The following is a 15,433-nucleotide window of genomic DNA, read 5'->3' on the forward strand; positions in this document are numbered from 1 at the left end:
ATACCAAACGGTCCATCACACCCAAAGCGGCCTCCCCAAAAGCAGCCTTGAATCTGATTTGCTCCTAAAAGGGAATCCTTAGAGTCCACACCACCTAGTCCGTCGTCAACGCGGTCTCCATGTCGGTCGGGTCGACCTGTTTGGCGAGATTGGCGTTGAGCTTGTCGCGGTCGAGCTCGCCCTCCCACCAGGCGACGATCACGCAGGCCACGCCGTTGCCGCACAGATTGGTCAGCGCGCGGCACTCGCTCATGAACTTGTCGATGCCGAGCACGATCGCCATGCCCGGCACCAGCCGCGGATCGACCACCGCGAGCGTCGCCGCCAAGGTGATGAAGCCGGCGCCGGTGATGCCGGAGGCACCCTTCGAGGTCAGCATCGCCACGATCAGGATCGTGATCTGCTGGCTGAAGGTGAGATCGAAGCCCAGCGCCTGTGCGATGAACAGGGTCGCCAGCGTCATGTAGATGTTGGTGCCGTCGAGGTTGAACGAATAGCCCGTGGGCACCACGAGGCCGACCACCGATTTCGAGCAGCCGAGACGTTCGAGCTTCTCCATCAATGACGGCAGCGCGCTCTCGGAGGACGAGGTGCCGAGCACGATCAGGAGCTCGTCCTTGATGTAGGCCAGGAACTTGAAGATCGAGAACCCCGCGATCCGCGCGATGATGCCGAGCACCACGAACACGAACAGCGCGGCGGTCAGATAGAACGTCGCGATCAGCCCCATCAGGTTGAGGATCGCGCCGGTGCCGAACTTGCCGATGGTGAAGGCCATCGCGCCGAACGCGCCGATCGGCGCCGCCCGCATCACGATCGAGATGACGCCGAACACGGCGTGCGCGGCGTCGTCGATGAACGAGCGGATGGTGTGGCCGCGCTCGCCGAGGCCCATGATCGCGAAGCCGAACAGCACCGAGAACAGCAGCACCTGCAGGATCTCGCCCTGCGCGAATGCACCGACCACGGTGTCGGGAATGATGTGCAGCACGAAGTCGACGCTCTTCTGCGCCTCCGCCTGCTTGGCATAGCCGGCAACCGCCTGCGCATTCGCCGCCGCATTGCCGAAGCCGGCACCCGGCCTGACCAGATTGCCGACGAGCAATCCGATCACCAGCGCGAAGGTCGAGACGACCTCGAAATACACCAGCGCCTTGACGCCGATGCGGCCGACCTTCTTGGCATCTTGTATATGGGCGATGCCCGACACCACGGTGCAGAAGATGATCGGCGCGATCACCATCTTGATCAGCTTGATGAAGCCGTCGCCGAGTGCCTTGATCCACTCGTTGGTGGCAAGGCCCGGCCACAACCAGCCGACCAATGCGCCGAGCACGATCGCGATCAGGACCTGGACATAGAGAACTTTATACCACGGCTTGCTGCCGGCGCTCGCCGGCGCAGCCGTGACAACGGTTGCCGTTGCCATGTGTCACTCCCCCTCAGAAATGGCGGAAACAGCCAAGATCAACTTGGCGGTTCAAGTCAAATGGAACTGTGTGGGCCCTGCCGCTTATCCGCGATGATCGGTCCGCCACAGTGCCGGCGAAACCACGGCACTGCGCTGCGAAACCGATCCGAAAGGCAAAGCGAACGCCGGAAGGCTCTTGATGGCTCTTGGAGTTTGAAGGCTCCTGGAGTTCGCGGGCTATTTAAGCCAATGCGCGATCCGTGCAACTGCTTCCTGCATCTCCGCGGCCGAGCGTGCATAGGAAAGACGGATGAAGGCGCGGCCGTGGATCGGATCGAAATCGACGCCGGGGGTCGCTGCGACATGCGCCTTCTCGAGCATCTCGCTGGCGAAGGCGAAGCTGTCGGAGGTGAAGTCGGAGACGTCGGCATAGAGGTAGAACGCGCCGTCAGCGGGGAGGAATTTGGTCAGGCCGGCCTTCGGCAGCCCTTCGATCAGGATGCGGCGGTTCTCCTGATAGCCGCGCTTGATCGCCTCCATCTCCTCGCAGCCTTCGAACGCCGCTTCGGCCGCGATCTGCGACAGGGTCGGCACCGAGATCGACAGGTTCTGCTGCAGCCGCTCGATCGGCCGCACCAGCACGTCGGGCACCACCATCCAGCCGACACGCCAGCCGGTCATGCAGAAGTACTTCGAGAACGAGTTGATCACGAGCGCGTTCGGCGACAGCTCTGCGGCCGTCACCGCAGGAAACGCATAGTCGAGCCCGTGATAGATCTCGTCGGAGATGAAGCGGATGCCCGCGCTGTCGGCGGCCGCCATCAGGGTCGACAGCGCCTCGCGCGACATCATGGTGCCGGTCGGGTTGGCGGGGCTGCCGACCAGCACGCCCTTCAGCGGCGCCTTGCGATGGGCGGCGAGCAACGCCTCGCCGGTCAGGGCATGGCGGGTGTCGCCGGAGGTTTCGATCAGCACCGGCTCGCAGCCCAGCGCGGTCAGGATATGCCGATACGGCGGATAACCCGGCACGGTCACGGCGACCCGGTCGCCCGGCTCGAACATCGCAAGAAACGCCAGGATGAACCCACCCGACGAGCCGGTCGTGACGATGATGCGTTCCGCGTCGACCGCGCAACCATACGTGTCGCTGTAGTGCCGGGCGATGCGCGCGCGCAGCGAGGGAATGCCGAGCGCCGAGGTGTAGTCGATCCGCCCGTCCGCAAGCGCGGCCTGCGCGGCCGCGATCGCCGGCTTCGGCGCGCCTGCGGCGGGCTGCCCCACCTCCATATGGATGACATGCCCGCCGGCGGCCTCGATTCGCGCGGCGGCCGCCATCACGTCCATCACCATGAACGGCGGAACATCGCTCCGTCCGGACGCTGTCAACAGGCTGCTTACACGGTCTCTCGGTGTCGCTTCACGCATGGATTTCTGCTATTGCACGGCCGCTGCCGAATTCGGGTTCCCGTTACCGGCTGCCGCCCCAGACTGGCCGCATTCGGTGGCTCCTTATAACGCTTTCAGGCCTAGTGAATACCCGGTTCGCGTGAAGAAGAACTGCAAAAACAACAGACTGCGCCACGCGCCTGATCCGGTCGGGCCCGGAACACGGACTTGTGCCGGCGCGGCCAGTCATCGCCGATAGATCGCCCATGCTGTTCCGCCTCGCGCTTCGCACCAGGACCTTCAAGCTGACCGCGCTCATGACCGCGGTTGCGCTCGCGGTCGGCCCCGTGGTCCCTGCGCGAGCCCAGCAAAAAGGCCCGCCGGTGCTGCGCGACACCGAGTCCGAGCAGCTGTTGCGCGAATACACAAGGCCGATCCTGCGCGCCGCCGGTCTGGAGAAGCAGAACATCCAGATCGTGATCATCAACGACGGCTCGTTCAACGCCTTCGTCGCCGACGGCCGGCGCATCTTCGTCAATTACGGCGCGCTGCTGCAATCGGAGACGCCGAACCAGATCATCGGCGTGCTGGCGCACGAGACCGGCCACCTCGCCGGCGGCCATCTCGCCAAGATGCGCGAGCAGCTGGCGCAAGCCCAGACCCAGATGATCATCGCGATGCTGCTCGGGGTCGGCGCGCTGGCCGCGGGTGCGGGCGGCCGCGGCGGCGGCAATGGTCTCTCCAGCGCCGGCGCCGCGGCGATCTCGGCGCCGCAAGCGGTCATTCAGCGCACGCTATTGTCCTATCAACGCCAGCAGGAAGAGAACGCCGACCGCGCCGGCGTCAAGTTCCTGAATGCGACCGGACAATCCGCCAAGGGCATGTACGAGACGTTCAAGCGCTTCACCGACGAGAGCCTGTTCGCCTCGCGCGGGGCTGACCCTTATCTGCAGTCGCATCCGATGCCGGTCGATCGCGTCTCCGCGCTGCAGGAACTGGCGCGCTCCAGCCCCTATTGGGACAAGAAGGACGATCCGGCGCTGCAGCTGCGCCACGACATGATGCGCGCCAAGATCTCAGGCTTCATGGAGCGGCAGGACACGGTCTACCGCCGCTATCCGCTGTCCAACACCAGCCTGCCGGCGCGCTATGCACGCGCGATCACGACCTATCTGCACGGCGATCTGCGCTCGGCGATCGCGCAGATCGACGGCTTGATCCAGGTGCAGCCCAACAATCCCTATTTCCATGAATTGCGCGGCCAGGCGCTGCTCGAAGGCGGCCGGCCGGCCGAAGCCATCGCGCCGCTGCGCCGCGCAGTGCAGCTCTCCAGCAATTCGCCGTTGATCGAGATGCTGCTCGGCCAGGCGCTGGTCGCCTCGGACAACAAGGCCTACACCGACGAGGCGATCAACATGCTGCGTGCCGCGGTGGCGCGCGAGCCCGAGGCGCCGCTCGGCTATACCCAGCTCGCGATGGCCTACGGCCGCAAGGGCGACTATGCCCAGGCCGACCTCGCCTCGGCGCAGGCCGCCTATCTCCGCGGCGACACCAAGACCGCCCGCGACCTTGCGTCACGCGCCAAGACGCGGTTCGCGATCGGCACGCCCGGCTGGGTCAAAGCTGACGACATTGTGAGCGCCAAGCCCATGCCGGGTCAGAAAAACAACTAGAAATAAACCGTAGTTCCATACAACGATCACCGAAACCGGCTCACGGCCCCGCCGTTTTTTTGAGCCACCGCGAACAAGGATTTTGTCATGCCAGCGCTTCGTTTTCTTGCCCCTGCCCTGCTCGCGCTCGGCGTTTGCGCCGCGCCGCTTCCGGCGTCCGCGCAGAGCTTCACCGACACCCAGCGCGGCGACATCGAGACCATCGTGCGCAACTATCTGATCGCGCACCCGGAGGTGCTCGAGGAGGCGATGAACGAGCTGAGCAAGCGGCAGGCCGCCGCCGAAGCCGAGAAGCATGAGCAGAGCGTCGCCAAGAACGCCGACACCATCTTCAATTCGCCGCGCGGCGTCATGCTCGGCAACAAGGACGGCGACGTCACCTTCGTCGAGTTCTTCGATTACAATTGCGGCTACTGCAAGCGCGCGATGTCCGACATGCTCGATTTGATGAAGGCGGATCCGAAGCTGAAGGTCGTGCTGAAGGAATTCCCGGTGCTGAGCCAGGGCTCGGTCGAGGCCGCGCAGGTCGCGGTCGCCGTGCGCATGCAGGATCCGACCGGCAAGAAGTATCTAGATTTCCACCAGAAGCTGCTCGGCGGCCGCGGCGCCGCCGACAAGGCGCGCGCGCTGGCGGTCGCCAAGGAGATCGGTCTCGACATGGCGAAACTCGAGAAGGATATGGCGAGCCCCGAGGTGAAGGCGACCATCGAGGAGAACTTCCGCCTCGCCGAATCCATGGGCATGAACGGCACGCCGAGCTACGTGATCGGCAAGCAGGTCGTGATCGGCGCCGTCGGCGTCGACAACCTCAAGGAAAAGATCGGCATCGCCCGCTGCGGCAAGGCGACCTGCTGATCGCCGCTCCGACAGCGCTCATCGCGTACAAGATCCGGCTGCGATGCAGCCGGATTTTTTGTTGCCGCCACCCGAACCGATTCCGCGCGGGTCCCAACCAAGGGCCGTCACCAACGACGCAAGTCGCGCGAAGCCGAAAATATAGCGCGACCTAATCTCGAGATCGAAGAGCATTTCGGCGGCTTCAATTTCGGCGGCGGCAACGGCCAGCTCGATCATGCGGGCGCGGAGTTCGACTGGGCCTGCGGTTGAAGCAGCCGCGCATTCATCTCGCGCGTTCATCGCGCATTCACCTCAAGAACAAACCGCAAGGAACCGCAAATCAACAGGAACATCGCACATGCTCTCCCGTTGTCGGCGCGGGCAATGCTGAAAAACGAGGAGGAATTGCGATGTCTAACCGCTTTCTGATTTCGGTCGCGGCGGCGGCTTTGATCGCCGGCACCGGTTTCGCGAACGCACAGGGCGCCGGCGGCGCCAACAAGGAAACCGGGGCCGGTGGTGGTGCGACCACGCAGCAGTCTGCACCGTCCGGTGGCGCGTCATCGGGCACCATGCAGCATGACAAGAGCGGCATGAAGGGTTCCGAGCATTCGACGACCGGTGAGTCGAGCACCAAGGGTGCGGAGTCCGACAAGTCCGGCACGGCCACCAAGGGCGCGCAGGACAGTACCCAAAAGTCGAAGGGCATGAGCTCGGAGAACGAAGCGACCAAGGGCTCCAAGGAGGGCTCGAAGGACATGAAGGCCGAAGGTCGCGACAAGAGCGGCAACATGAAAGCCGAGGAGCGTGACAAGAGCGGCAAGATGAACGCCGAGGGCCGCGACAAGAGCGGTGCCGGTGCCACGACCAACCAGAACGCTCAGACCAAGAGCCCGGCCGACCCCAACCGCGCGCAGACCAACGACACGAGCCGCACGCAGACCACGACCGGTAACGCGGCAACGTCGGCCACCGCAGCTCCGCCGGCCGAGAAGCGCAGCCAGATCACGACCGCGATCAAGTCGGAGCACGTGACCGAAGCCACCAACGTCAACTTTAACGTGTCGGTCGGCACCCGCGTTCCGGCTGACGTTCACTTCTACCCGGTGCCGGAGCGGGTCGTGACGATCTACCCGCAGTGGCGCGGCTATCAGTTCATCCTGGTCAAGGGCCGCTACGTGATCGTGCAGCCTGAGACCCATGAGATCGTCTACATCATCGAGGGCTAAACCGGCCTCGGTGCGAGGGCGCCCAAACGGGCCCTCGCCTTCATCTCGACCCCGCCCCTTCGGGGCGGGGTCTTGCTTTCGCCCGCACCCCGCATCACGCAGTGGATGGCGGGCCGGAGCGCCCGCCAAGGGCAGCTTCCGCAAGATTTGGTTAATCAGCATTTTCCGCAGGTTAGGACAGTCATCTAACAGGGTGGAGGAAGTTGTTGAAGACGTTCTGATTTCACCTAAAGACTTCCCCTTCGGCCGGTTGTTACCTATAACCCGGCCCACTCCACCCCTTGTCGGACCCCCTCTCGGAACCTTTGGCCGGAACTCTTGGCAGGAAACTCTGGAATGGCTGCTGCCGGAACGATCTATGTGCTGAACGGCCCGAACCTCAATCTGCTGGGGACGCGCGAGCCGGAGACCTACGGCCATGCCACCCTCGCCGATGTCGAGAAGCTGTGCGCGGACACCGCGCGCCAGTTCGGGCTGAGCGCCGACTGCCGGCAGTCCAACCGCGAGGGCGAACTGATCGACTTCATCCATGAGGCCCACGCCAAGAAGGCGGTCGGCATCATCATAAACGCCGGTGGCTACTCTCATACCTCGATCGCGCTGCATGACGCGCTGATCGCGGTCAAGATCCCCGCGGTCGAAGTTCACGTCAGCAACATCCACGCCCGCGAAAGCTTCCGACACCACTCGTTCACTGCTAAAGCCGCCTTCGCGTCACTTTGCGGCTTCGGCATCGACGGCTACCGGCTTGCGATCATCGGCCTCGCCACCAGGATCGGCGTCAAGATCGACGCCAAGCCAAAGACTTAATCGTCAATCCTGACGTTCCCCGTCACCAGACAAAGATTTTGGATCACAGAGCATGGCGCGCCAGCCAGACGACAAATCAGCCGCAAAAAAGAACGACTCCAAGAGCGACGACAGCGCCCTCATTCGCGAACTCGCGCTGCTGCTTGCGGAAACCAATCTGACCGAGATCGAGATCGAGCGTGCCGGCCTGCGTGTCCGCGTCGCGCGCAACATCAGCATCGCGGCCTCGGTGCCCGCCGCCTCCGTGGCGGGCGTTGCCGCACCGGCCGCCATTGCCGTCCCGGTGGCTGCGGCTGCGACCGATCTCGCCAAGCACCCGGGCGCCGTGCCGTCGCCGATGGTCGGCACCGCCTATTGGGCGCCCGAGCCGGGCGCCAAGCCGTTCATTGAAGTCGGCACCAAGGTCTCCGCCGGCCAGACGCTTCTGATCATCGAGGCGATGAAGACGATGAACCAGATCCCGTCGCCGCGCGCGGGCACCGTGACGCAGATTCTCGTCGAGGACGGCCAGCCGGTCGAATTCGGCGAGCCGCTCGTCATCATTGAATAGCTTCCGTCAACACCAGGCGCTGCGATGTTCGACAAGATCCTCATAGCCAATCGCGGCGAGATCGCGCTTCGCGTGCTGCGCGCCTGCAAGGAGCTCGGCATCTCGACCGTCGCGGTGCATTCCACCGCCGACGCCGACGCCATGCATGTGCGGCTCGCCGACGAGAGCGTGTGCATTGGCCCGCCGCCGTCGAAGGATTCCTATCTCAACGTGCCGGCGCTGCTCGCGGCCTGCGAGATCACCGGCGCCGACGCCGTGCATCCCGGCTATGGCTTCCTGTCTGAGAACGCGCGCTTCGCCGAGATCCTCGCCGACCACAATCTGGGCTTCATCGGACCGAAGGCCGAGCACATCCGCCTGATGGGCGACAAGATCGAAGCCAAGAAGACCGCCAAGCGCCTCGGCATTCCCGTGGTGCCCGGCTCGGACGGCGCGGTGACCTCGGAGGCCGACGCGCTCGCGATCGGCAGAGACATCGGATTCCCGGTGCTGGTCAAGGCGGCGGCCGGCGGCGGCGGCCGCGGCATGAAGGTCGCCCATACCGAGGCTGACCTCGCGCTCGCGCTCTCGACCGCGGCCAACGAGGCCAAGTCGGCGTTCGGCGACGCCTCGGTCTACCTGGAGAAATACCTGCAGAAGCCGCGCCACATCGAGATCCAGATTCTCGGCGACGGCCGCGGCGGCGCCATCCATCTCGGCGAGCGCGACTGCTCGCTGCAACGCCGTCACCAGAAGGTCTGGGAGGAAGGCCCCTCGCCCGTGCTCGCGGCGGCGGCGCGCGCCAGGATCGGCGAGACCTGCGCCAAGGCGATGCGGGACATGAAATATCTCGGCGTCGGCACCATCGAATTCCTCTACGAGGACGGCGAGTTCTATTTCATCGAAATGAACACGCGCATCCAGGTCGAGCATCCCGTCACCGAAAGCATCACCGATATCGATCTCGTGCTGGAGCAGATCCGGATCGCCGCCGGCGGCGACCTTCCGGCCAAACAGGACGACATCGCGATCATCGGCCACGCCATCGAGTGCCGCATCAATGCGGAGAACCCGCAGACCTTCCGTCCCTCGCCCGGACGGATCACGCAATTCCATCCGCCTGGCGGCCTCGGCGTGCGGATCGATTCCGCCGTCTATCAGGGCTATGTGATCCCGCCCTATTACGACTCGCTGGTCGGCAAGCTGATCGTGCACGGCAAGACCCGCGGCGAATGCCTGATGCGGCTGCGCCGGGCGCTGGACGAGATGGTGGTCGACGGGATCGAGACGACGCTGCCGCTGTTCCGCGCGCTGGTGCGCGAGCCCGACATCATCGAGGGCGACTACCACATTCACTGGCTGGAGCAGTACCTCGCCGGCCAGCCATCCGACGCCGCAAAATAGTTCGGAACTCCGTGGAACCCAGCCCTTCCTCAAACGTACTATAGGGTTATTGGCTTTCCACGGGGACGCGTTGAATCCCACTTCCATAGCGAGATCGTCGTGACGGTCGTTTCACGACGCCGGTCGACGTTACAGATCCTCCTGCTGTCGGCGGGATTTTTCGTGCTGGTCGCGGTCAGCGTGGCGTCCGTCCTGCTGGTCAACAAGGCGCGCGAGGACAACGCCTGGGTGATTCACACCGTCGAGACCGACAGCCAGATTGCCAACCTGCTGCTCGACATCAGGCGCGCCGAAAGCGCGACCAGGGCGTATCTGCTGACATCAGCACCACAATACCTGTCCGAGTACCAGTCCGCGGCAGCAGGAGTCCCGGCCGCGCTCAACCATCTCCAGATGATGACCGTGGATAATCCGGCGCAGGTTGCCAATGCCGCGAAGCTCAAGGCCGCCGTCGAGCAACGGCTGGCCGAGTTCGCGCTCAGCATCGAGCGCTTCAAGAACAACGACACGGCGACCAGCATCGACGTCCTGCGCAAGACCACATCGACCGATGCGGTCGAGGCGATCGTCCGGATCGCCCGCGACATCCGCACCGAGGAGGATCGTCTGCTGGTGCTGCGCACCGCGACGGCGGACAAGACCCAGGTGCTGGCCTCCTCCGTCACGATCGCCGGCTCCTGCATGGTGCTGGCGCTCGCAGCTCTCTCGGTGGTGCTGCTGCGGCGATCGTCGCGGGCGCGCGACGAGGCCGAGGCCAGGTTGCGCGACAGCAACGTCAATCTCGAAACCATCGTTGACGAGCGCACCTCCGACCTGCGCGAGGCCAACGAGGAAATCCAGCGCTTCGCCTATATCGTCAGCCACGATCTGCGCTCGCCGCTGGTCAACATCATGGGCTTCACCAGCGAGCTCGAGGAACTGCGCGGCGACATCTTCAAGCGGATCGCCACGCTCAATCGCGCCGCCTCGCTGGGGCCGGCGATGCCGGAAGACGCGACCGATGCGGCCGAGCCAGAGCTCGAAGGCTCCGACAAGCAGCTATCCGACAACTTCAATGAATCGCTCGGCTTCATCAAATCGTCGATCGCCAAGATGGATCGCCTGATCAGTGCGATCCTCAATCTCACCCGCGAGGGCCGCCGCGAGTTCAAGCCCGAACGCATCGATCTGCGCGAGCTGATCGACGGCATCGTCAAGACGATGGCTCACCAGGCCGTCGAGGCCAACGCGACCGTCGAGGTCGGCGCGCTGCCCAATATCGTCAGCGACCGCCTCGCGCTGGAGCAGATCTTCTCCAATCTGATCGACAACGCCCTCAAGTACCTCAGGAACGGCGTTCCCGGCGAGATTTCGATCGAGGGCCGCACCAAGCTCGGCTTCGCGATCTTCGAGGTCACCGACAACGGCCGCGGCATCGATCCGAAGGACCACCAGCGCATCTTCGATTTGTTCCGTCGGGCCGGAACCCAGGACAAGCCCGGTCAGGGCATCGGGCTTGCCCATGTCCGCGCACTTGTGCGCAGACTGGGCGGCACCATGTCGGTAGCATCGGAACTTCACAACGGCAGCACCTTCACGATCACGCTGCCCATCAATTGGTCAGGCAAGAACCGGGACAAAGTGACATGAGTGATCCAGTCACCATCATCATGATCGAAGACGACGAGGGCCATGCCCGCCTGATTGAGCGGAATATCCGGCGCTCGGGTGTCAACAATGAGATCATCCCGTTCACCAACGGTACAGCGGCGGTCAACTACCTGTTCGGCAAGGATGGCAGCGCCGTCGAGCGCAAGGGCCAGGCCCTGCTGATCCTGCTCGATCTCAATCTGCCCGACATGACCGGCATCGATATTCTGAGGCGGGTCAAGGAGAACAAATATCTCAAGTCGACGCCGGTGGTCGTGCTGACCACGACCGACGACTCCCAGGAGATCAAGCGTTGCTACGAGCTGGGTTGCAACGTCTACATCACCAAGCCGGTGAACTACGAAAGCTTCGCCAACGCCATTCGTCAGCTTGGCCTGTTCTTTTCCGTGATTCAGGTGCCGCCGGCTGCCGTATGACCAGCGCAACGCCGACACTGCTCTACATCGACGACGACGCGGCGCTGGCGCGCCTCGTCGAACGCGGGCTGACGCGCGCAGGCTACAAGGTCGTGCACGCCGCAAGCGGCCAGGAAGGCCTCGACCGGCTCGCCCAGGGCGGCATCGACGTCGTCGCGCTCGATCAGTACATGCCCGGCCTCGACGGGCTGGAGACGCTGGAGCAGATCCTCAAGATACCGGACGCTCCGCCGGTGGTGTTCGTCACCGCGTCGCAGGATTCGGCGATCGCCGTCACCGCACTGAAGGCCGGCGCGGCGGACTATCTGGTCAAGGACGTCAGGGGCGAATTCATTCCCCTGCTCCAGGTCGCGGTGAACGGCGCGATCCGGCAGGCCGCGCTCCAGAAGGCGCGCGACGAAGCCGAGGCCGAGGTGCACGCCTCGCGCGACCGCTATGCCGCGCTCGCCGCGGAGCGTGAGGTTCTGCTCCGCGAGGTCAACCATCGCGTCGGCAATTCGCTGCAGATCATCGCCTCGTTGCTGCATCTGCAGGCCAACTCCGCGAGCCAGCAGGATGTGAAGGCCGCGCTCACCAACGCGATGGGGCGCGTCGCGGCCGTCGCACAGGTGCACCGCCGCCTCTACACCTCGCACGACTTCAAGACGGTGATGCTCAACCAGTATCTCGAGGCGCTGCTCGAGGATCTCCGGCGATCGGCCGAAGGCAACAAGATGTCGCGGCTGACCTTGAAGGCCGACCCGATCGAGATCGATCCCGACCGCGCGGTCGCGATCGGCATCATCGTCAACGAGCTGGTGATGAACGCCGTGAAATACGCCTATCCCGACGGCGCCGGCCCGATACATGTCGAGCTGAAGCCGCAAGGCGACGATCTGCAGCTCGCGATCAGCGACGACGGGGTCGGCTTTTCCGACACGGCCGATCCGCGCGGCACCGGCATGGGCCAGCGGATCGTCAGCGCGATGGCAGCCAAGCTCGATGCCAGCGTCGAGCGCGACCCCGGCCACAAGGGCACCCGCTTCGTGGTGCGGTTCGCCCGCGTCAGCCCGGCGCTCGACAAATCGACAAGCGCCGCCGCCAGCTGATGCCGCCAATTTCGGCAAATTCGATTGATTTGTCCGGTTCGCTTTAACGACTGCATCATGCTGTTGATCGATCGCTGCCCGCAAGGCCTGACCGTTTAAGAAAGTTCTGGGCGTCCTTTGCGATGCTTGTGCCGACTGCTTGGCAGGAGCGGCACGCGATGTTCGGGCGCAGGCCAATTTTTGGAAAGAAGCAAGAGACGACCCAAGAGACAAACTCGGGCGAGCTCAAGGAGACCGTGCGTCCGGCGCCGGGCGCCGACGGCGCGACGCCCGCTTTTCACAAGCAGCAGTGGGATCACCCGCTGATCGGGTCGATGCTGCGCGATGCAGGCTTCGCGCCTGCTGACGAAGCCAGCATCGTGCCGACGGCAGACAATCGCCTTGCCGTGTTCGCGGCGGCCAACAGGCGATTGCAAGACCGCACCGAGACCTTCAACCGCGACATGACGGCGCGGCACGGCCACTGCCACGCGGTGCCGTTCCTGGTCATCGACCAGAAGATCTGGGATGGACCGCATGGCGCGTTTCTCTACGCGCAGATGGGGCTGATCGGCTACGACGAGTGGAACGTGATCATGCTAGCAGGAGATCCGCAGACCACGGCGTCATGCGGCCTGGCAGGCCATCCCGGTTTCCTTCCATCCGTGACGCAAGTCATCACCGAGCATGTGATCGCGTGGAAGGCGCGGCACAACGCTCTGCTCGAGACATTCGGGATCACCGCGACCGGCGGCCGGGATATCCCGCACGAACAATACGAGATGGAAAAGGACACCCTGCGCAACGAAATCATCGACAAGGCCGGCTGGATGAAGCCGCGCATCATCGACGAGCTCTTGCGCAAGGCCTAGAGGCATCAAGCCTTTGCGAAGCGCCTCACTCGTGCCTGCCGCGGTGCCGGCGTGCGCGGTGCGGACGGCAGTCCTGGCACGGCGCGCCAAACACAACCTGCGACGGATAGGGTCGCGCGGAATGCCACGGCGTCGAGCCGAACAGGCCGGCCGCACCGAACCCCGCGCTGAAGGGATCGGCCGCGAAATTGCCGGGGAAATAGCCGTTGCTGCGAAAATCCCGGTCGTCGTCCCTGCCGTCGAAATACGCGCCGCCGGCGCTGCCGTAGCGCAACGGCCGCTGCTGGGCCGATGCCGCGGCTACGCTGAGCGCGATGGCGGCGCAGGCGATCAATCCTCTCATGGCGATCATGGCCAGAACCCTCATTGCGGAAGGGTGCCCCAGTCGCCCTTCCAGGCGATCAGGCGTCTTTTGCCGAATTGCAGATAGAGCCCGTCGCTGCGCCTCGACAGCACGCTGCCCCTGACATTGGGCAGCGCGACGAACAATTCATTGCCCGGCGTGCCGCGCACGTAATTCAGGGGAACGCCGAGCGACCGGCTGGCCTGGTCGGCGCTCATGCCGAAGGCGAGCGGAACGCTGTTCGGTGGCCGCTGCTGCGCGCGGGACGCGCCGGTCGATGCGCCGAGCCCGATGACGAGGGCAACGAGGAGTGTCGCGAAACGCTGCATGGCTGACCTCATGGCACTGCCGCCGCCAGCGTACCGGCGGGCGTCCAGCCGCCGCCGAGCGCCTGGAACAGGCTGCTCGCCGCGAGCAGCTTGTTGAGCCTGACCGTGACCAGATTGTTCTCGGCGGTGAACAGCGTCTGCTGCGCCTGCAGCACCGTGATCAGGTTGACCGTGCCGCCGCGCAGCTGCGTCTCGGCGACCTCGAACGCCTTGCGCGAGGCGGCGACGACGTCGGACTGCAGGCGCTCCTGCAATGTGTACTTCTGCAACGCGATCAGCGCCTTCTCGACATCGGCGAAGGCCGACAGCACCGCCTTGCGATAGGCCTGCAGGTTTTGCAGCTGCTGCCCCTTGGCGAGCTTGAGCTGGCTCTCCAGCAGAAAGCCGTCGAACAGCGGCTGGGTCAGCCCGGCGGCGAGCGTGTAGTACCAGGCGCCGGGCGCGAACAGCGCGGCGAGCGCCGCGCTCTGGAAGCCGGTAGTGCCGGTCAGCTGGATCTGCGGAAAGAATGCCGCGCGCGCCGCGTCGACGCTGAAATTGGACGACGCCAGCTGCGCCTCGGCCTCGCGGACGTCAGGCCGCTGGTAGAGCAATTCCGACGGCAGTCCCGGCGTGACGCGCGGCACCGCGATCTGCGTGGTGGACCCGCCGCGCACCTTGAAATCGGCCGGCGCGCGCGCCACCAGCACGGCGAGCGCCGCGGTGTTCTGCCCGACCGTTACCTCGAGCGGCGGGATCGCCGCGCGCTGCGTGGCGACCAGCGCCTCCTGCTGCGACAGATCCAGCTGCGAAGCGGTGCCGCCCGCAAATTGCGACTTGATCAGCGCAAGGATGCGCTCGGCCGCCGCGAGGTTGCGGCGGGTGACCTTGATCTGGTCCTGCGCCGCCAGCAGCTGGAAATAGGTGTTGGCGACCGTCGCCATCGTGGTCAGCGCGACCACCTCGCGATTGTAGCGCGCGACGGTCGCGCTCTCCTCGGAGGCCGACAGCGTCGCGCGGTTCTTGCCCCAGAAATCGACGATGTAGCTTGCGCTCAGCCCCAGGCTGTTCTGCGAGAAGGTGCCGCTGGTGCCGAACGACGAACTGGATCCCGTTGCCACGCGCTGACGCTCGGCATTCGCCGATCCGGAGATGGACGGCAGCAGCGCGGCGCCGGACACGCCGACCTGGGCGTCGGCCTGCACGATCTGGGCGATCGCCACCGCGATGTCGAGATTGTAGAGCTGCGCGGACTCCATCAGCCCGGTCAGCTCGGGCGAGCGGAAGCCGCGCCACCAGGCGAGCGCCGGAACAGCCGCGTCGGCATCGCCTTTGGCCGCAGTCTTGTAGCTCGCCGGCACTTCGAGGCTGAGCTCCGGCTTCTCCGCCCCGGGAATACAGCCGGACAGACCGAGGCTGAGGCCGCCGAACGCCGCCACGCGCAGAAACCGGATCGGCTTGCGCATCAACTGAAGATTTCGCAACGCTGTACCTGTCG

16 protein-coding genes are annotated in these 15,433 nt (G+C 64.9%); 10 read left to right on the plus strand and 6 right to left on the minus strand.

Going from position 1 to position 15,433, the window contains the following annotated elements; translation table 11 throughout:
* Positions 1–94: 94 nt before the first annotated feature.
* Both Q2M23_RS12630 and Q2M23_RS12635 read right to left on the minus strand, forming a co-directional pair.
* A complete protein-coding gene (locus tag Q2M23_RS12630) occupies positions 95–1,429 on the minus strand; it encodes a dicarboxylate/amino acid:cation symporter (protein ID WP_057020000.1) in 1,335 nt (444 codons plus the stop codon).
* 219 nt (positions 1,430–1,648) lie between these two features.
* Entirely contained in the window at positions 1,649–2,836 is a 1,188-nt protein-coding gene (locus tag Q2M23_RS12635) for a pyridoxal phosphate-dependent aminotransferase (RefSeq protein ID WP_316395773.1), read from the minus strand.
* A gap of 227 nt (positions 2,837–3,063) precedes the next feature.
* Here Q2M23_RS12635 and Q2M23_RS12640 point away from each other — a divergent pair, with 227 nt between their 5' ends.
* Together Q2M23_RS12640 and Q2M23_RS12645 are read left to right on the plus strand one after the other, a co-directional pair.
* Positions 3,064–4,470 carry a M48 family metalloprotease gene (locus Q2M23_RS12640; protein ID WP_057019998.1) on the plus strand — a complete coding sequence of 469 codons (1,407 nt, stop codon included), beginning with the start codon at positions 3,064–3,066 and terminating at the stop codon, positions 4,468–4,470.
* Between the two features lie 87 nt (positions 4,471–4,557).
* A complete protein-coding gene (locus Q2M23_RS12645) occupies positions 4,558–5,325 on the plus strand; it encodes a DsbA family protein (protein ID WP_316395774.1) in 768 nt (255 codons plus the stop codon).
* 18 nt (positions 5,326–5,343) lie between these two features.
* Here Q2M23_RS12645 and Q2M23_RS12650 read toward each other — a convergent pair whose 3' ends face one another.
* A complete protein-coding gene (locus Q2M23_RS12650) occupies positions 5,344–5,544 on the minus strand; it encodes a hypothetical protein (protein WP_316395775.1) in 201 nt (66 codons plus the stop codon).
* A 173-nt stretch (positions 5,545–5,717) separates the two neighbouring features.
* On the opposite strand from Q2M23_RS12650, the gene Q2M23_RS12655 reads away from it, so the two are divergent.
* The 8 genes from Q2M23_RS12655 to Q2M23_RS12690 all read left to right on the plus strand — a co-directional run bounded on the left by Q2M23_RS12655 (position 5,718) and on the right by Q2M23_RS12690 (position 13,284).
* The gene (locus Q2M23_RS12655; protein WP_057019995.1) at positions 5,718–6,536 is read left to right on the plus strand and encodes a DUF1236 domain-containing protein; all 819 of its coding nucleotides are present in this window, start codon (positions 5,718–5,720) and stop codon (positions 6,534–6,536) included.
* Between the two features lie 336 nt (positions 6,537–6,872).
* Positions 6,873–7,346 carry a type II 3-dehydroquinate dehydratase gene (gene aroQ, locus Q2M23_RS12660; protein ID WP_057019994.1) on the plus strand — a complete coding sequence of 158 codons (474 nt, stop codon included), beginning with the start codon at positions 6,873–6,875 and terminating at the stop codon, positions 7,344–7,346.
* Positions 7,347–7,398: 52 nt separating this feature from the next.
* Positions 7,399–7,896: an acetyl-CoA carboxylase biotin carboxyl carrier protein gene (accB, locus tag Q2M23_RS12665; protein WP_168857929.1), complete on the plus strand. Its 498-nt coding sequence runs from the start codon at positions 7,399–7,401 to the stop codon at positions 7,894–7,896.
* A gap of 24 nt (positions 7,897–7,920) precedes the next feature.
* A complete protein-coding gene (gene accC / locus Q2M23_RS12670; RefSeq protein ID WP_028344933.1) occupies positions 7,921–9,279 on the plus strand; it encodes an acetyl-CoA carboxylase biotin carboxylase subunit in 1,359 nt (452 codons plus the stop codon).
* Between the two features lie 99 nt (positions 9,280–9,378).
* A complete protein-coding gene (locus Q2M23_RS12675; protein ID WP_316395776.1) occupies positions 9,379–10,908 on the plus strand; it encodes a sensor histidine kinase in 1,530 nt (509 codons plus the stop codon).
* Positions 10,905–11,345, plus strand: coding sequence for a response regulator (locus Q2M23_RS12680; RefSeq protein ID WP_316395777.1), 441 nt, complete (start codon positions 10,905–10,907; stop codon positions 11,343–11,345). Before Q2M23_RS12675 ends, Q2M23_RS12680 begins: the two co-directional genes overlap by 4 nt.
* On the plus strand, positions 11,342–12,433 hold the full coding sequence (locus tag Q2M23_RS12685; protein ID WP_057019990.1) for a sensor histidine kinase: 1,092 nt from the start codon (positions 11,342–11,344) through the stop codon (positions 12,431–12,433). Before Q2M23_RS12680 ends, Q2M23_RS12685 begins: the two co-directional genes overlap by 4 nt.
* Positions 12,434–12,591: 158 nt before the next feature.
* Positions 12,592–13,284: a hypothetical protein gene (locus tag Q2M23_RS12690; RefSeq protein ID WP_316395778.1), complete on the plus strand. Its 693-nt coding sequence runs from the start codon at positions 12,592–12,594 to the stop codon at positions 13,282–13,284.
* Between the two features lie 25 nt (positions 13,285–13,309).
* Here the strand turns inward: Q2M23_RS12690 and Q2M23_RS12695 are convergent, their stop codons facing one another.
* From Q2M23_RS12695 to Q2M23_RS12705, 3 genes are read right to left on the minus strand one after another with little or no spacing between them, the layout of a single operon-like run.
* The gene (locus Q2M23_RS12695; RefSeq protein WP_229191252.1) at positions 13,310–13,636 is read right to left on the minus strand and encodes a BA14K family protein; all 327 of its coding nucleotides are present in this window, start codon (positions 13,634–13,636) and stop codon (positions 13,310–13,312) included.
* 11 nt (positions 13,637–13,647) lie between these two features.
* Positions 13,648–13,956 carry a hypothetical protein gene (locus tag Q2M23_RS12700; RefSeq protein WP_316395779.1) on the minus strand — a complete coding sequence of 103 codons (309 nt, stop codon included), beginning with the start codon at positions 13,954–13,956 and terminating at the stop codon, positions 13,648–13,650.
* A gap of 8 nt (positions 13,957–13,964) precedes the next feature.
* On the minus strand, positions 13,965–15,401 hold the full coding sequence (locus Q2M23_RS12705) for an efflux transporter outer membrane subunit (protein WP_316395780.1): 1,437 nt from the start codon (positions 15,399–15,401) through the stop codon (positions 13,965–13,967).
* Positions 15,402–15,433: the final 32 nt, after the last annotated feature.

Origin of the sequence: Bradyrhizobium sp. 33ap4 (genome assembly GCF_032654765.1) — a bacterium.
Classification (GTDB): domain Bacteria; phylum Pseudomonadota; class Alphaproteobacteria; order Rhizobiales; family Xanthobacteraceae; genus Bradyrhizobium; species Bradyrhizobium australafricanum.